At 72.3% G+C, this 14175-nt stretch carries 9 protein-coding genes and 1 tRNA gene; 5 read left to right on the forward strand and 5 right to left on the reverse strand.

The window, feature by feature from the left end:
- Window positions 1-64: 64 nt before the first annotated feature.
- From NYF13_RS26460 to NYF13_RS26475, 4 genes are all read right to left on the reverse strand, one after another.
- Window positions 65-268 (reverse strand): cold-shock protein, encoded by a 204-nt coding sequence (locus NYF13_RS26460; RefSeq protein WP_315660458.1) that lies wholly within the window; start codon window positions 266-268, stop codon window positions 65-67.
- Between the two features lie 1268 nt (window positions 269-1536).
- Window positions 1537-1613, reverse strand: a tRNA-Arg gene (locus NYF13_RS26465).
- A 922-nt stretch (window positions 1614-2535) separates the two neighbouring features.
- A complete protein-coding gene (locus NYF13_RS36805) occupies window positions 2536-3195 on the reverse strand; it encodes a peptidase inhibitor family I36 protein (RefSeq protein ID WP_396287714.1) in 660 nt (219 codons plus the stop codon).
- A gap of 170 nt (window positions 3196-3365) precedes the next feature.
- Entirely contained in the window at window positions 3366-4454 is a 1089-nt protein-coding gene (locus NYF13_RS26475) for a LacI family DNA-binding transcriptional regulator (protein WP_315660459.1), read from the reverse strand.
- A gap of 83 nt (window positions 4455-4537) precedes the next feature.
- On the opposite strand from NYF13_RS26475, the gene NYF13_RS26480 reads away from it, so the two are divergent.
- Both NYF13_RS26480 and NYF13_RS26485 read left to right on the forward strand, forming a co-directional pair.
- Window positions 4538-5710, forward strand: a complete 1173-nt coding sequence (locus NYF13_RS26480) for an MFS transporter (protein ID WP_315660460.1) — start codon at window positions 4538-4540, stop codon at window positions 5708-5710.
- 104 nt (window positions 5711-5814) lie between these two features.
- Window positions 5815-6498, forward strand: coding sequence for an ATP-binding protein (locus NYF13_RS26485; RefSeq protein WP_315660461.1), 684 nt, complete (start codon window positions 5815-5817; stop codon window positions 6496-6498).
- On the opposite strand, the gene NYF13_RS26490 is transcribed toward NYF13_RS26485, so the two are convergent.
- Window positions 6472-7110, reverse strand: coding sequence for a histidine phosphatase family protein (locus NYF13_RS26490; RefSeq protein ID WP_315660462.1), 639 nt, complete (start codon window positions 7108-7110; stop codon window positions 6472-6474). The genes NYF13_RS26485 and NYF13_RS26490 overlap by 27 nt on opposite strands.
- A gap of 54 nt (window positions 7111-7164) precedes the next feature.
- Between NYF13_RS26490 and NYF13_RS26495 the strand changes: the two genes are divergently transcribed.
- The 3 genes from NYF13_RS26495 (at window position 7165) to NYF13_RS26505 (ending at window position 13889) form a co-directional block, all read left to right on the forward strand.
- Window positions 7165-9183: a cytochrome c oxidase assembly protein gene (locus NYF13_RS26495; protein WP_315660463.1), complete on the forward strand. Its 2019-nt coding sequence runs from the start codon at window positions 7165-7167 to the stop codon at window positions 9181-9183.
- A 105-nt stretch (window positions 9184-9288) separates the two neighbouring features.
- Window positions 9289-10965: an energy-dependent translational throttle protein EttA gene (ettA, locus tag NYF13_RS26500; protein WP_315660464.1), complete on the forward strand. Its 1677-nt coding sequence runs from the start codon at window positions 9289-9291 to the stop codon at window positions 10963-10965.
- Window positions 10966-10982: 17 nt separating this feature from the next.
- Entirely contained in the window at window positions 10983-13889 is a 2907-nt protein-coding gene (locus tag NYF13_RS26505; RefSeq protein ID WP_315660465.1) for a hypothetical protein, read from the forward strand.
- Window positions 13890-14175 lie beyond the last annotated feature (286 nt).

Here is a 14175-nt window from a genome sequence, read left to right on the forward strand (position 1 = left end):
GTGGCCAGCCGGGAAGGCCTTCGCCCTCGAGGAGTGAAGGCCTTCCCGTTTTTCGCCAGTGGAATCAGATGGCGACGACGCGCTGAGCCTGCGGGCCCTTCTGGCCCTGGCCGATTTCGAACTCCACGCGCTGCCCCTCGTCCAGGGACTTGAAGCCGCTGCCCTGGATCTCGGAGTAGTGCACGAAGACGTCCGGTCCGCCGCCGTCCTGGGCGATGAAGCCGAAGCCCTTTTCGCCGTTGAACCACTTGACGCTGCCCTGAGCCATGCTTTTACCTGTTTTCTCATCTGTGAGCCGGGTGTCCCGTACGAACATCCCGGTCTCGGGGTCCATCTTGCCAGTCCTGTCCAGACGTGGCCCGCTTACCCGGCTTTTAGGGCCTGGTCAGGCCACCCGATGGGGTTGTCGCCGGCCGTTCCGCTCGCGCGTTTGAGGGCCTGGACCTGCGGGGTTTCCGATCCGGTTGGGCCAATGGAGTGATGATTGCGCCGCTCGTGTTCATTTCGTGACCTGTGCCGCCCTGTCGGGGCAGGTGTCCTGCCTCACATCTCGGCAGCTCCACGCTGTCATCGTTGTCAGGCCGCTTCCGCGTCTGATGTGGACTGCTCCGTCGCCGACGCAGCGGGAAAGTCGAAGGTCAGCTGCACGGGACCCTGCCGCCGGGAAGCCCTCCTCGACCGTCGCGAGGCCGTCGGGCCGGGCTCGACGCGCGTGTCGTCGCGGTCATCCGCCGACAGGTCGTGCCCGGCCGCCTGGGGATGGTCGGCGAGGTAACGGAGCTTCAGCGAGTGCCGTCGAACCAACCCAGCCCGCCGAGCTTCCTGAAAGACCGCCCGCGCGGCCTGATTGGCAGCGCGACGACGTGGTCTGGGCGGTCGTTGCTCCACGGTGGGGTCCTTCGCTCGGATGATCGTCAGGGGTGGTTGTCGTGGATGGGTCGGTCGGCGCCCAGTCCGTCTGTGCAAGCCCGGTCACAGCGGGCGGTGGCGGTGGTCGGGCCTGGGGCATCGGCGGGGGCCGGGCCGTTCGGACCGACGGGGCGCTGGGTGACGTGAAGGGCTGACAGTCCGTCTGCGGCGGCTGCATGGGCGTTCGGCGCGGTTGTGATGGCGGGCGGAGGCGACGGAACGGGGGCCGAAGGTGCCGGATGGCCGCCGGAGGTGGCGGGTCGGTTGGTAGCGGTTCATCGCCAGGCGGCAGCGGGCCGGCGGATGGCGGTCGGCGAGGACGCATCGAGTGGATGACCGGGCCGGTGGTGGCTCGGTGTGATCGAGCGGTCGCGCGCGGGTGATCATGGTGGCTGGACGGGCCTTCCGACCATGAGCGCCCGTGAGATAACAGAGTTGTCTCAAGTGGAACTCGGGCCGGGGTGATTGGACCATTCGGCCGCTTCGCCGGGCCGCGTTCCGGGACGGGTGCAGCGAACGGTCGTCCATTGTGGGCGGCCGCGAGCGCGGGCCGGGCTGGTGGCACGGCGCGGGACATCCGGCTGCGGGAACGCTGTGCGCACGGTCCGCGCACAGCGTTTTCCCTGGTGGTGCCCCCGGCAGGACTCGAACCTGCGACCTAGAGATTAGAAGGCTCTTGCTCTATCCAGCTGAGCTACGAGGGCCCGAGCGACGACGGTTGCCGATCTCCAGCACCGGCAGCTTAGTCATCACCATCCTCTCGATCGTTCGACGTCGCCGAATCGTTTCAGGACTTCGATGACGGATTTGCGGGGTTCCGGGGACGCCGCTGGCCGGGGCCGAACCTGCGACCTGAGGATCGGGCGGCTCGAGCTGTCCGGCACTGAGGCGGCGGTCGGGGGAGGCTCAGATCACAGGTTCGTCCCTGGTGTCGGAGTAGTGGCCGGGCGCCGGGTTCGAAGGGGGTGTCGGTTGGTTGGCGATGCGATGCACTGGTGTGACGGGCTCGAGGTGCTTGGGGGAGAGGGCAGTTGTGGGCCGGTACGAGGCGAGGGCGTCCGATCTGGGCTGCGGGCGAGTGGGAAGGGACCGTGGGACGGGTAGCTGGATGGGCCTGTCGAAGGCAGAGGTGGAGACGTAGTGGCTGGACCGAACGGTGGGACACCTGTCCTTGGGCTTGGGCTGGCGGGGAACGGCGCTCGGCCTGGAACGGTGTGGCGGGAGAAGCCGGGGCGGCCTGGTTTTCGGCGGGGTGACGATCTCAGGCTTGGTCTGGACTCGGGGGTGCTAAGGGGCTGGAGGTTCGGTCCGGTCGGCGGTGGGGAAGGGCTCCCGGGGCGGCTTGGCCGGTCAGGAGGGGGTGGCGCCGCAGGAGGGCCGGGGGTGCCGGGGACGGCGAAAGCCTTGGGGCGGGGGCGGGGGCGGGGGCGGGGTCGGCGGGTGGGGGAGCCCGTGGACGCACCGGGCGGGGGAACCCGTGGATGCACCGGGCGGGAGCCCGTGGACGCACCGGGTGCGGGTGCGTCCACGGGCCGGGGCCGCTGGGGGTGCGGCCCCTGGGTCCGTCGATCGGCAGCGAGTCGACTCGGCCCGGAGCTAGCCGGTTCGGCGGGCCCGGTCAGGGGGCTATTCCCAGATCTTGATGGCGCGCACCACGAACGGGGACCGCGGAACGTAAGTGCCATCGCCTGGATAGGTGCGGAAATCTGCTTCGGTCGAGCAATCTCCGCCCTGGTAGATGGTTACGTCGCGGGTCAGGTGATTGACGAAGGAATGCGACTCGAATCCCTCGGGCAGGGGAATGCAGTCGCTCGGGTTGGCTGTGCGGAGGTCGAAATGCCGGGTGCCGCCGGTGTAGGACTCCTGGGACCAGAGGCAGAATTCACCGGCGGTGCAGGACGATTCGGCTGGAGGAGCGCCGGTCGCCGAGGACGGTGCGGGCGCGGTCGGCCGGGAGAGGTGGGTGGCAGTGAGTGCGGTGCCGGAAGGGGTGGTGCCGGCAGAAGAAACTGCGCCAGCGGGTGCACCGTCGGTAAAGGACACTGTGGTGACCGAAGGCGTGCTGCCGCTGAGGTGAGCCGGGTCGGCTTGGGCACTGTGGACCGGGGCCACCGGAGTGGCGGCCTGGGCGATGCCCGAGCCCGCCAGTACCCCGGCCGCGGCCAGCAGCAGCACGCGGGGCAAGCGGGACGGCAGGTGCGGCCGGCGGGAAGGCAGCAGCGGCGTGAGTGCGCCCGGCGTGTTCGGCCGGGCCGGAAGCGTGGTCACCAATCGGCGGAACATCATGGGAAATCCCCCTCTTCGGGCGGCCCGGTGCGGGGCCGCCGTGGAATGTGTGGTTTCCACGATGGCGGGTGGTGGGGAATTTGTCTGCCCGCATTCCTACTTCTGTGGACAAGTAGTTCTGCGTCGCCCGAATGGGAGGCGGTTGTCCACAGATCGGTCAACGGTATTGCTCAAACAGGTGCGGTGCTGTCCCGGCGAATCAGTGAGACCGGTAGCTGCACGGGCGAGGGGCCACCATCTAAGCCGCCAGCGCCAGCAGGGCCATTCAGCAGACGCAGGACCAGCTCGCCCGCGATGCGGCCCTTGCCGGCCAGGTCCTGGCGGACCGTGGTGAGGGGCGGATCGGCCCAGGCCGCCTGCGGGATGTCGTCGAAACCCACCACCGAGACGTCTTCCGGCACGCGCAGGCCCAGCTGACGGGCCGCGGCGACGGCCGCCAGGGCCAGCTGGTCGGACATGCACAGCAGGGCCGTCGGCCGCGGCGAGCCGCGCAACAGCGACGCGGCGCTGGCTCCCGCGTTGTCCGGCGACAGCCACGGCGTCTCCGAGACGGCCACGTCCGTCACCCCGGCCTCGGCCAGCGTCTCCAGGTAGCCCGCCAGCCGTTCGCGCGTGCCGTGGAACGAGCTGGCCCGCGCGGCCTCCAATCCCGACAGCTCGCCGGAGGACAGCCGCGGTGCGGACAGGACCGCGAACCGGCGGTGGCCCAGCTCCAGCAGGTGGCGGGCGGCCAGCGCGGCACCGCCCCGGTCGTCGCAGCCCACGCGCGCCGTCGCGGGCAGCAGGGGCTGGTCGATCACCACCAGGGGCAGGCCACGGTCGTGCAAGGCGTCGAGCGCGGGGGTCCCGTCGGCCAGCGAATAGGCCACGGCGATGTCCGCCTGCGCCGCCAGCACCCGTTCGGCGGGCGGGCCGCTCTGGGCCTCGGCGCCGGGCAGGAGCAGCAGGGCGTGCCCGGCCGGGTCGACGGCCTTGGCCAGCGCGTCCAGGGTGACCGACAGGGCCGGGTCCGAGAACGCCGCCGAGAGCGAGGTGTCCAGCAGGAAGGCGATCGCGCCGGTCCGGCTGGTGGCGAGGCTGCGCGCCGTGGGGTTCGGACCCGGGTAGCCCAGTTCCTTGGCCGCGCGCAGCACCTGCTCCCGCAGCTGCGAGGAGAGCTGGTCGGGCCGGTTGTAGGCGTTGGACACGGTCGCGCGCGACACCCCGACCGCCTCCGCGACGTCGTCCAGCGTCGGCCGCCGTCGCCGGGTGCTCGTCATCGGCGGAGCATAGCGCGACCTGGACATTCTGAAGCGCTTAAGTCATTCTGGGCCAACGGCTCTCCGGCAGGAAGGACGACGTGGTGCGCGATCGCACGGCGGTGTTCGCGGTCTTCGCGCTCAACGGTGCCGCGCTCGGCTCCTGGGCCCCGCGCACGCCCGCTCTCGCCGAGCACGTGCACGCCCGGCCCGGGGTGTTCGGGCTCGCGCTGCTCGGCGCCAGCGTCGGAATGCTGTGCGGCGCTCCTCTGGCCGGCCGGCTGACCGAACGCCACGGCGCCCGCGCGGCCGTCGCGGGCAGCACCCTGGTCGCCGCCGCGGCCCTCGTCTTGGTCGGCTTCGCCCCGTCGGTCGTGCTGCTCGGCGGCGCGCTTTTCGTGTTGGGCGCGGGAGTCGGCGCGCTGGACGTCGCCATGAACATCGCCGGGGTGGCCGTGGAACGCCGTACCGGCAAGGCGGTGATGCCCACGCTGCACGCCGGGTTCAGCTTCGGCGCGCTCGCCGGCTCGCTGCTGGCCGGGCTGGCCGCCGGGCACGGCTGGTCGCCCGCACGGCACCTGAGCGTGGCCGCGGTCGGTGCGCTGGTGCTGCTGGCCGTGGTGCTCAAGGCGGTGCCGGGGGACCGGCCGCCGCGCGAGACCAGGGCGACGGCGCCGGTGAAAGCCCCGATCCGCCGTCCCGCGCTGTGGCTGCTCGCCGCCGTCGCGCTGTGCTCGGCGATCGCCGAGGGCGGCAGTTCCGACTGGTCCGCTCTGCTGATGGTCACCGCTCACGGCGTCGGCCAGGGCGCGGCCGCGTTGGCCTTCTCGGGTTTCTCGCTGGCTATGGCCCTCGCCCGGCTGGGCGGCGCGTGGAGCCAGGAGCGCTTCGGTGCCACGCGCTCCCTCGCGGCCGGGGCCGGAGTCGCCGCGCTCGGCCTGGTCTGTGCGGCCGTCTCCACTTCCGCCGCGCTCGCCTACGCCGGCTTCGCGCTTGCCGGAGCCGGGCTCGCCGCGGCCTTCCCGCTGGCGCTCAGCCTGGCCGGCCACGCCGGGAAACGGGCCGACGGTGGCGGCGGCGAGCGGGAGCTGGCCTTTGTCTCCACGGTGGCCTACTCCGGGTTCCTCGCCGGTCCGCCGCTGATCGGCGGGATCGCCCAGGCGACATCGCTGCGCGTGTCGTTCGTGGTGGTCGCCGTGATCGCGGCGCTGATCGTCCCGGCGGCGCTGGCGGCGGTGCGCGCCCGGCGCCACGAAGCGGCCACCGCCTCCGGCTGACCCCGTTGACACCCCATGCGCGCCGGGGCAAGCTGGCCCTGTCGTAAACTGAAATGAATGCACAGACGGCGCCATTTCAAGCTGGTTTGGCATGGGAGGGACTTGTGACGGTGACCATCGCGGCCGCGGCCGGGCTCGTCCTGCTCGGCGGGGCCGCCTGGTTCGCCCTCGGCGTCGGCGAGCGCCGCGGCCGGGCGGCGGAGCGCGAACGGCACCGGCGCGCCGTCCACGACACCGTGCTGCCGGTGATGGAGTCGCTCGCGCTGCCCGCGCCCGCGGACTTCGTCGACCCCGTCGGCAGCCTCGACCGGGTGCGCCGGACCGCGCGCGAGCACGCGCTGCGCCTGCGCCTCAGCCTCGACCGCCTGGACCGCGCCGATTCGGCCCCCGGACTCGTCCAACGGCTGCGCACGCTGGCCGCGGAACTGGCGGCGGACGGCCTGACCGCGGAGGTCGTCGAACTCTCGGAGCTCGGCGACCTGCCGGAGGCCACCGTGGACACGCTGCACGGCGCGTCCCGCGAAGCCCTGCGCAACACGCTCAAGCACTCCGGCACGCGCCGGGCGATCATCTCCGTCGAGGCGGGACGCGACGGGGTCAGCGTCACGATTCGCGACCACGGCAAGGGTTTCCGCCCGGACAGCCGTCGCCGCGGCTTCGGCATCGAGCACTCGATCGTCGGGCGGCTCACCGAAATCGGCGGCGACGCCACGATCGACTCGGCCCCCGGTGAGGGCACCCGGGTCCGGCTGCGCGCGCCGTCAACCCTGCGTCTGGCCGTCGGGTGATTCGCGCCACTGCGCGAACGGCCGGTCCAGCCGCCACTCGGCGCCCTCGCCCTCCAGCACGCGGTGCTCGCAGGTGCGCGGGTTCGACAGCGACTCGAACAGCTCGATGCTCCAGCCGAACAGGCGCCGGCACAGCAGCCGCATCGTGAGGCCGTGGGACACGATCAGCACCGTCTCGGGGTGATCTCCGCCGCGGGCGGACAGCTCGGCCAGGAACGCGGCGACGCGGTCGTCGACGTCCGCGCCCGACTCGCCGTGAGGGAGGCGGTAGAAGAAGTGCCCGAACTCGTCCCTGCGCTGCCGCTGCACCTGCTGCTCCCGCGGGTCCTGCAGGTTGCCCCAGTCCTGCTCGCGCAGCCGCGGCTCCTGGGTCACGCGTTCGCACGCACCCTCGATCTCCAGCAGCGCGAACGTTTCCCGAGTACGCAGGTACGGGCTCAGGTAGACGGCCGGGCGTCGTCCGCGCAGCAGTTCACGGATCGCCGGGCCGGCCTCGCGGGCCTGCTCACGGCCCGCGCCGGTGAGCGGGATGGCGTGGTCGGGAACGCGGGTGTAGGTCAGTTCGTCCACGTTGCCGAGCGACTCGGCGTGCCGCAGCAGGATGATCCGCACCGCGCCCATCATGCCCCCGTTCCGCGCCCGCGCGGCCCGGCCTAGTCTCGTGAGGTGCCCTCGGATGCCCTGACGAAACCGGAATCGCCGGCCCAGCGCCGGGCCAGCGTGCTGCCGCTGCTGTCGGTCGGGGTGCTCCTCGCCGCGCTCATCGCGGTGGGGCTGGTCGCCCTGACCGGAGGGGCCGGCTATCTCATCGCCGGGCTGCCCGACCCGGGGCTCGTCACGCGCTACGGCATCACCGTCGTGCGGGTGCTCTCGGAAGCGGCGTCGGTGGTCTGCATCGGCGCGCTGCTGCTGGCCGCGTTCCTGGTCCCCCCGCAGAAGTCCGGCACGCTCGGGCCCGAGGGCTACGCCGCGGTGCGCACGGCGGGCGTCGCCGCGTGGGTCTGGTTCGCCGCCGCGCTGCTCTCGGTGGCGTTCACCGCGGCCGACGGCGCGGGCAAGCCGTTCGGGGAAGTCCTTTCGCCCCAGACCCTCCTGGACCTCATCGACGCGATCGAGCAGCCGAAGGCGTGGCTGTGGACGGCGCTGATCGCGGTGCTGCTGGCGCTGGGCTGCCGGCTGGCGCTGACCTGGGGCTGGACCGCGGTGCTGTTCTTCGTGGCCGTCGGCGGGCTGATCCCGGTCGCGGTCACCGGCCACTCGGCCAGCGGCGGCTCGCACGACCTGGCCACCAACAGCCTGCTGTACCACCTGGTCGCCGCCTCGCTGTGGGTCGGCGGCCTGGTGGCGTTGCTGGCCCTGGGCTGGCGACGCGGCAACCACTTGACGCTGGCCGCGAAGCGGTTCTCCCGGATGGCGCTGGTCTGCTGGATCGTGATGGCGATCTCCGGCGTGGTCAACGCGCTGGTGCGGATCAACCTCGGCGACCTGCTGACCACCGACTACGGCCTGCTCGTGGTGGCCAAGACGGTGGCCTTGCTGCTGCTCGGGGTGTTCGGCCACCAGCAGCGCCGCCGGGGCGTCGCCGGTCTGGTCAACGGCGAGGGCGGCGGGCAGTTGCTGCGGCTGGCCGCGGTCGAGGTGCTGATCATGTTCGTCACGATCGGCCTGGCCTCCGGACTGGCCCGCACACCGCCGCCGGCCGACGCGGTCACCCAGCCCTCCACCACCGAGCTGCTGATCGGCTACAACCTCGACGGCGCGCCGACGTTCTGGCGGCTGCTCACCGACTGGCGGTTCGACCTGGTCTACGGGACCGCCGCGCTCGTGCTGGCCGGGCTCTACCTGGCCGGGGTGCGGCGGCTGCGCCAGCGCGGCGACCGCTGGCCGGCCGGCCGGGTCGTCGCCTGGCTGGCCGGTTGCCTGGTGATCCTGATCGCCACGTCCTCGGGCACCGGGCGCTACTCCCCGGCCATGTTCAGCGTGCACATGGGCAGCCACATGATGCTGTCGATGGTCGCGCCGGTCCTGCTGGTCCTGGGCGGCCCGGTGACACTCGCGCTCCGCGCCCTTCCCGCCGCAGGCCGCGAAGCACCTCCGGGGCCGCGGGAGTGGCTCCTGGCGGCCGTGCACTCGCCCGTCTCGCGGTTCCTGACCCACCCGATCGTCGCGCTGCTGCTGTTCGTCGGCTCGTTCTACGGGCTGTACTTCTCCGGCCTGTTCGACTCGGCTCTGAACTACCACTGGGCGCACCTGGCGATGAACGCGCACTTCCTGCTCGCCGGCTACGTCTTCTACTGGCCGGTGATCGGGGTCGACCAGGCGCCGCGGCGGATCCCGCCGATCGGGCGGCTCGGGATGATGTTCGCCGCCATGCCGTTCCACGCCTTCTTCGGCGTGATCCTGATGAACATGCAGACGGTGATCGGCCAGACCTTCTACTCGCAGCTGCGCCTGCCGTGGGTCGGCGACCTGCTCACCGACCAGCGCCTCGGCGGCGGCATCGCGTGGGCCTCGGGCGAGATCCCGGTGCTGCTGGTGCTGATCGCCCTGCTGGTGCAGTGGGCCCGCGCGGACGAGCGCGAGGCCAGGCGCAAGGACCGGCGCGAGGAGAACACCGGGGGCGAGGAGCTGGCGGCGTACAACGCGATGCTCAAGAACCTCGCCGACGGCAAACGCGCCGAGTGAGACACGCCGGGCGATGATGCCGTCCGCGTGATCTGGGTGTGACCGTCGGTAGTACCACGGTGACCGCCGTCGGGCCGCGGAACGGGCCACTCTACGATCGCTGGCATGGCCGAGTTCATCTACACCATGAAGAAGGTGCGCAAGACCGTCGGGGACAAGGTCATCCTCGACGACGTCAGCACCGCGTTCTACCCCGGCGCCAAGATCGGCGTGGTGGGGCCGAACGGTGCCGGTAAGTCCACCGTTCTCAAGATCATGGCGGGGATCGAGCAGGCCAGCAACGGCGAAGCCTTCCTCCAGCCGGGCGCCACCGTCGGCATCCTCATGCAGGAGCCGGAGCTGAACGAAGAGAAGACGGTCCGGCAGAACGTCGAGGAGGGGCTCGGCGACGTCAAGGTCAAGCTCGACCGCTACAACGAGATCGCCGAGCTGATGGCCACCGACTACAGCGACGCGCTGATGGAGGAGATGGGCCAGCTCCAGGAGGAGCTGGACCACGCGGACGCCTGGGAGCTCGACTCGACCGTCGAGCAGGCCATGGACGCCCTCCGCTGCCCGCCGGCCGACGAGGCGGTCACCCACCTCTCCGGGGGTGAGCGCCGCCGGGTCGCGCTGTGCAAGCTGCTGCTGTCCGCGCCCGACCTGCTGCTGCTCGACGAGCCCACCAACCACCTGGACGCCGAAAGCGTGCTGTGGCTGGAGCAGTTCCTGATGAAGTACGCCGGCGCCGTGCTGGCCGTGACCCACGACCGGTACTTCCTGGACAACGTGGCCGAGTGGATCATGGAGCTCGACCGCGGCCGCGTCGTCGGCTACGAGGGCAACTACTCCACCTACCTGGAGAAGAAGCGCGAGCGCCTCGAGGTCCAGGGCAAGAAGGACGCCAAGCTGGCCAAGCGGCTGCGCACCGAGCTGGAGTGGGTGCGGTCCAACGCCAAGGCCCGCCAGACCAAGTCCCGCTCGCGGCTCGACCGCTACGAGGAAATGGCGGCGGAGGCCGACAAGCACCGCAAGCTCGACTTCGAAGAGATCCAGATCCCGCCGGGCCCGCGGCTGGGCAGCATCGTGGTCGACGTCGACAAGCTGAGCAAGGGCTTCGACGGCCGGGTGCTCATCGACGGGCTGTCGTTCGACCTGCCGCGCAACGGCATCGTCGGGGTGATCGGCCCGAACGGCGTCGGCAAGACCACGCTGTTCAAGACCATCGTCGGGCTGGAGCAGCCGGACGGCGGCACGGTCAAGATCGGCGAGACGGTCAAGCTGTCCTATGTGGACCAGAACCGCGCCGGGATCGACCCGAAGAAGACGGTGTGGGAGGTCGTGTCGGACAAGCTCGACTACATCCACGTCGGGCAGACCGAAATGCCTTCGCGCGCCTACGTCAGCGCGTTCGGCTTCAAGGGCCCGGACCAGCAGAAGCCGGCGGGCGTGCTCTCCGGCGGCGAGCGCAACCGGCTGAACCTGGCGCTGACGCTCAAGCAGGGCGGGAACCTGATCCTGCTGGACGAGCCGACGAACGACCTGGACGTGGAAACGCTGGGCTCGCTGGAGAACGCGCTGGAGCAGTTCCCGGGTTGCGCCGTGGTCATCTCGCACGACCGGTGGTTCCTCGACCGGGTCGTGACGCACATCCTGGCCTGGGAGGGCACGGACGAGAACCCGGCGGCGTGGTTCTGGTTCGAGGGCAACTTCGAGGGCTACGAGAAGAACAAGATCGAACGCCTCGGTGCCGAGGCCGCCCGCCCGCACCGGGTCACCCACCGCAAGCTGACCCGCGACTGAGGGAAGGCGGGTCCCGCGTGGAAGCCAGCAGGCACAACCGGTCGAGCTCGCCCGCAGTCGCGGGCGGGCGCTCCGTCGTGGCCCCGGGTGGGACCCTGTCCGCGGTCGGGCGGCTGATCGAGCGGGCGGACGCGCTGCACCTGCGTGCGCCGGAGCTCGCACTGGTGCTCGGGGAGCGCGCCGCCGCGCTCGCCGAGGCCGCCGGGGCGGACGAGCAGTGGATCCGCGCCGAGAGCCTGGTGGTTTCGGCGCGGGTGCGCGTGGGTTCCCGGCCTTCGACGGTCGGGCGCGCGGTCGCGGCCCTGCGTGCGGCTGAGCACGCCGGGTACGGCGACATCGCCGCCCGCCTGCGGATCGACCTCGCGGTGTGCGCGCGCAGCCTCGGCACGCCGCTGACCGGGATCGCCGCGCTGCGCCCGGTGCTGTCGGACCCGGCGGTCTCGCCGGTGCACCGCGCGGAGGCGTTGTGCCACCTGGTCGGCTGCCTGGCGCAGTTCGGCCGCAAGACGGAGCTGGACCGGGTGCTGATCGAGGCCGACCGCCTCGTGCAGGACGACGATTCGCTCGACGCCGACACCCGGCTGCTCGTCCGGGCCTTGCTGCGCAACGGAACCGCGGCGCACCGGCGCCGGCACGGCGACCTCACCGCGGCCGCCGACGCCGCCCGTACCGGGCTCGGTCTCCTGGAGAAGATGGACCGGCCCGAGGACGACGGCGGACTGGTCCGCGTCCGGCTCGTGCTGCAACTGGTGAGCACGCTGCTGGACCGCGGCGACGCCGAGATGGCGCTGGAGATCGCGCAGCCGACGCTGGCGCAGCCGGTGCGCGCCGCCGGGGTCGGCCCCGCGAGCTGGCTCCGCCTGGCCGTGGCGACCCGCATCCACCTGCCGGCCGGTGCGGGCGAGGCGGCGACGGAACTCGTGCGCGAGGCCGTGGCGAGCACCGAGCGGCACGGGCTGCACTCCGTCACCGCAAGGCTGTGGCTGGAGCTGTCGCAGATCGAGGAGCGCTTCGGCCGGGCGGAAGAGGCCATCGCGTGCCTGCACCGTTCGCGGGCCGCGGAGCACCTGCACTCCCGTTCGCGGCGGCAGGCCTGTGGTCTGCTCGCGGGCGAGTTCGGCGCCGGTACCCTGGCCGCGGTGGACCTCGACGACGTGCTCGCCGTGGCGCCGCCGCGCCCGGTGCCGATCGCGGTCGAACCCTTGCGGGAGGACGATTCCACGACGTTCATGCGCCCGGCCGAGCTGACCCGCCACGACCGCGCCCGCCCGGCCGACGAGACGGCCTACTTCACCGCCGAGGGATCGGTACCGGAGCCGGAACCCGCTTCCGCCACTCCGTCCTGGTCGTTCGGGCGGACGGGTGCGGAGACCGAGCAGACCGCGATCTTCCCCGCGATCCGCGATCGGGCGGACGCGCCGGTGTCGCCGCGGCAGGCGGAGCCCGTCGCGCGGAAGCCGGAACAAGTTGCCGAGAACCCGGTGGTGGCCAAGGAATCCGCGCCACGGCCGGAGGTGGCCCCGTCCGGCGGCAAGCGGCGTCAGGAGGACGCCGACCGGCGAGCCGCGAGCCCGCAGCAGGCAGAGGGCTCGGGACGACGTGCGGCCGAGAGCGGTGCCGGGCGCTCCGAACGGGTGGGACGGCGTGCCGCGGAGAGCCCCGGGCAACCCGGAAGCGTCGAACGCCGTGACGCCGTCGCGAAGAGCGGTGGCGGGCGGCGTCGGCAGGAGGATGTGGACGCCCGGCGTGCGGCCGAGGCCCAGCCCGCCGCGCTGCCGGGCTGGGTGAAGCCGTTCCGGCGGCCCGAAACGGCCGCCGCGCCGGAGCCTGCCGAGGCTGCGCGGGAGAAGACCGAGACCCGGCGGCAAAAGCCGGCACCCGAGCCGGTCGCCGCACCGCCGGTCGCCGAGACCCCCCGTGTCGAGAGCCGCGGCGCCGAGAACCCGAGTCCTGAGACCCCCGGCCCCGGGACCCCCAGCCTCGGGACCTCGGCGGCCGAGGCCCCGGTGGTGGAGAGCCCGGTCGGGGAAAGCCCGGTGGCCCAGTCCCCGGTTTCCGAGGCTCCGGTCGCGCGGCCGGAACCGGCGCGGTTGTCGTTGGCCATGCCGGACCTCTCCGACATCCTGCCCGAGCTGGCCCTGGCCCCGTCGCCTGCGGAGGAGACCGCCGCGCCGCTCTGGGAGAGCGACGAGTGGGCCCGTGAGGAACGCGCCCGCCGGGAAGTCCAGGGCGGCCGCAAGACCCGGCACGACTCCGAGCACGGGTCCGTGGCCGCACGCTCGGTGCTCGACCGGCTCGGGATCTCCGGCGGCGGCGGTTCCGGCGGAGGCCGTCGCCGGGCGGACGAGTCCGGGTCCGAGCCGGTGTCAGCCGAGTCCTGGCCGCACGAGTCCGGGTCCCCTGCGTCTGGACCCCCTGTGTCTGGGGCGAATGAGTCTGGATTGACTGAGTCCGGGTTGACTGAGCCTGGGACCCCCGAGTCCGGCCCGCGAGCAGCCGGGACGCCCGGGGAGCCCGCCCGGACGCCGGAGCCCGCCGCCGAGTCCGACCCGCCGTGGAAGCGTGAATCGGCCTCGCCGCGCCGGCCCGAGCTGACCGAGGAAGAGACCGCAGCCGAGCCGTGGCTGCCCCGGCTGCGGATGCCGCCGTCACTCGATCCGCTCGAAGACTTCGACAGCTGGACGCCCACCTCCCAGCCCTTCCCGGAGAGCTACGCCCGTGCGATCGCCGAGGAGGAGCCGCCGCCGGACGCCGGGCTGGCGGAACTGCTCGCCCGCGCACTGGCCGAGCACCAGGCCGGCACGGCCAGCGCGGCCGCCCTGGTGAAGAAACTGGGCTCGAAGGACGAGCAACCCGGGCACCGCCGTTCGGTGAACGGCCACTCGGCCGGGCGCGACGGACGGCGCAACGGGTCGGTCGACTGACCTCCGGCGGGAGCACTCCGGCCGTTTTCCCTGCCCCCGTCGGCGATTGCCGGCCGGCGCCGAGGGCAGACCCGAGTGCCCGTACGGGTCAATCCGGTGTGGCAATCCTCGCAGCTTTCCCAGGCAACCTTTTGGGTTTCCGGTGGCCTGGCTGCGCTGTCCGGTTTTGACTGAACCGATCATGAGCACCACCGTTCACCCGTTGCGGGGGTCCGGCGCCGGACAGGCCAAGGGGTTCACCGCCGGACGCGGGTCACCGACTCGCCGGTAGCTTGACCGATCCCGG

It is taken from the genome of Amycolatopsis sp. PS_44_ISF1 (assembly GCF_032335455.1).
Lineage (GTDB): Bacteria > Actinomycetota > Actinomycetes > Mycobacteriales > Pseudonocardiaceae > Amycolatopsis.

What these genes read in the sequence shown, in the direction of transcription:
- ettA (WP_315660464.1), top strand. Translation starts at nt 9,289, where the DNA reads ATGGCCGAGTTCATCTACACCATGAAGAAGGTGCGCAAGACCGTCGGG.
- NYF13_RS26475 (WP_315660459.1), bottom strand. Translation starts at nt 4,454, where the DNA reads ATGACGAGCACCCGGCGACGGCGGCCGACGCTGGACGACGTCGCGGAG.
- NYF13_RS36805 (WP_396287714.1), bottom strand. Translation starts at nt 3,195, where the DNA reads ATGATGTTCCGCCGATTGGTGACCACGCTTCCGGCCCGGCCGAACACG.
- NYF13_RS26460 (WP_315660458.1), bottom strand. Translation starts at nt 268, where the DNA reads ATGGCTCAGGGCAGCGTCAAGTGGTTCAACGGCGAAAAGGGCTTCGGC.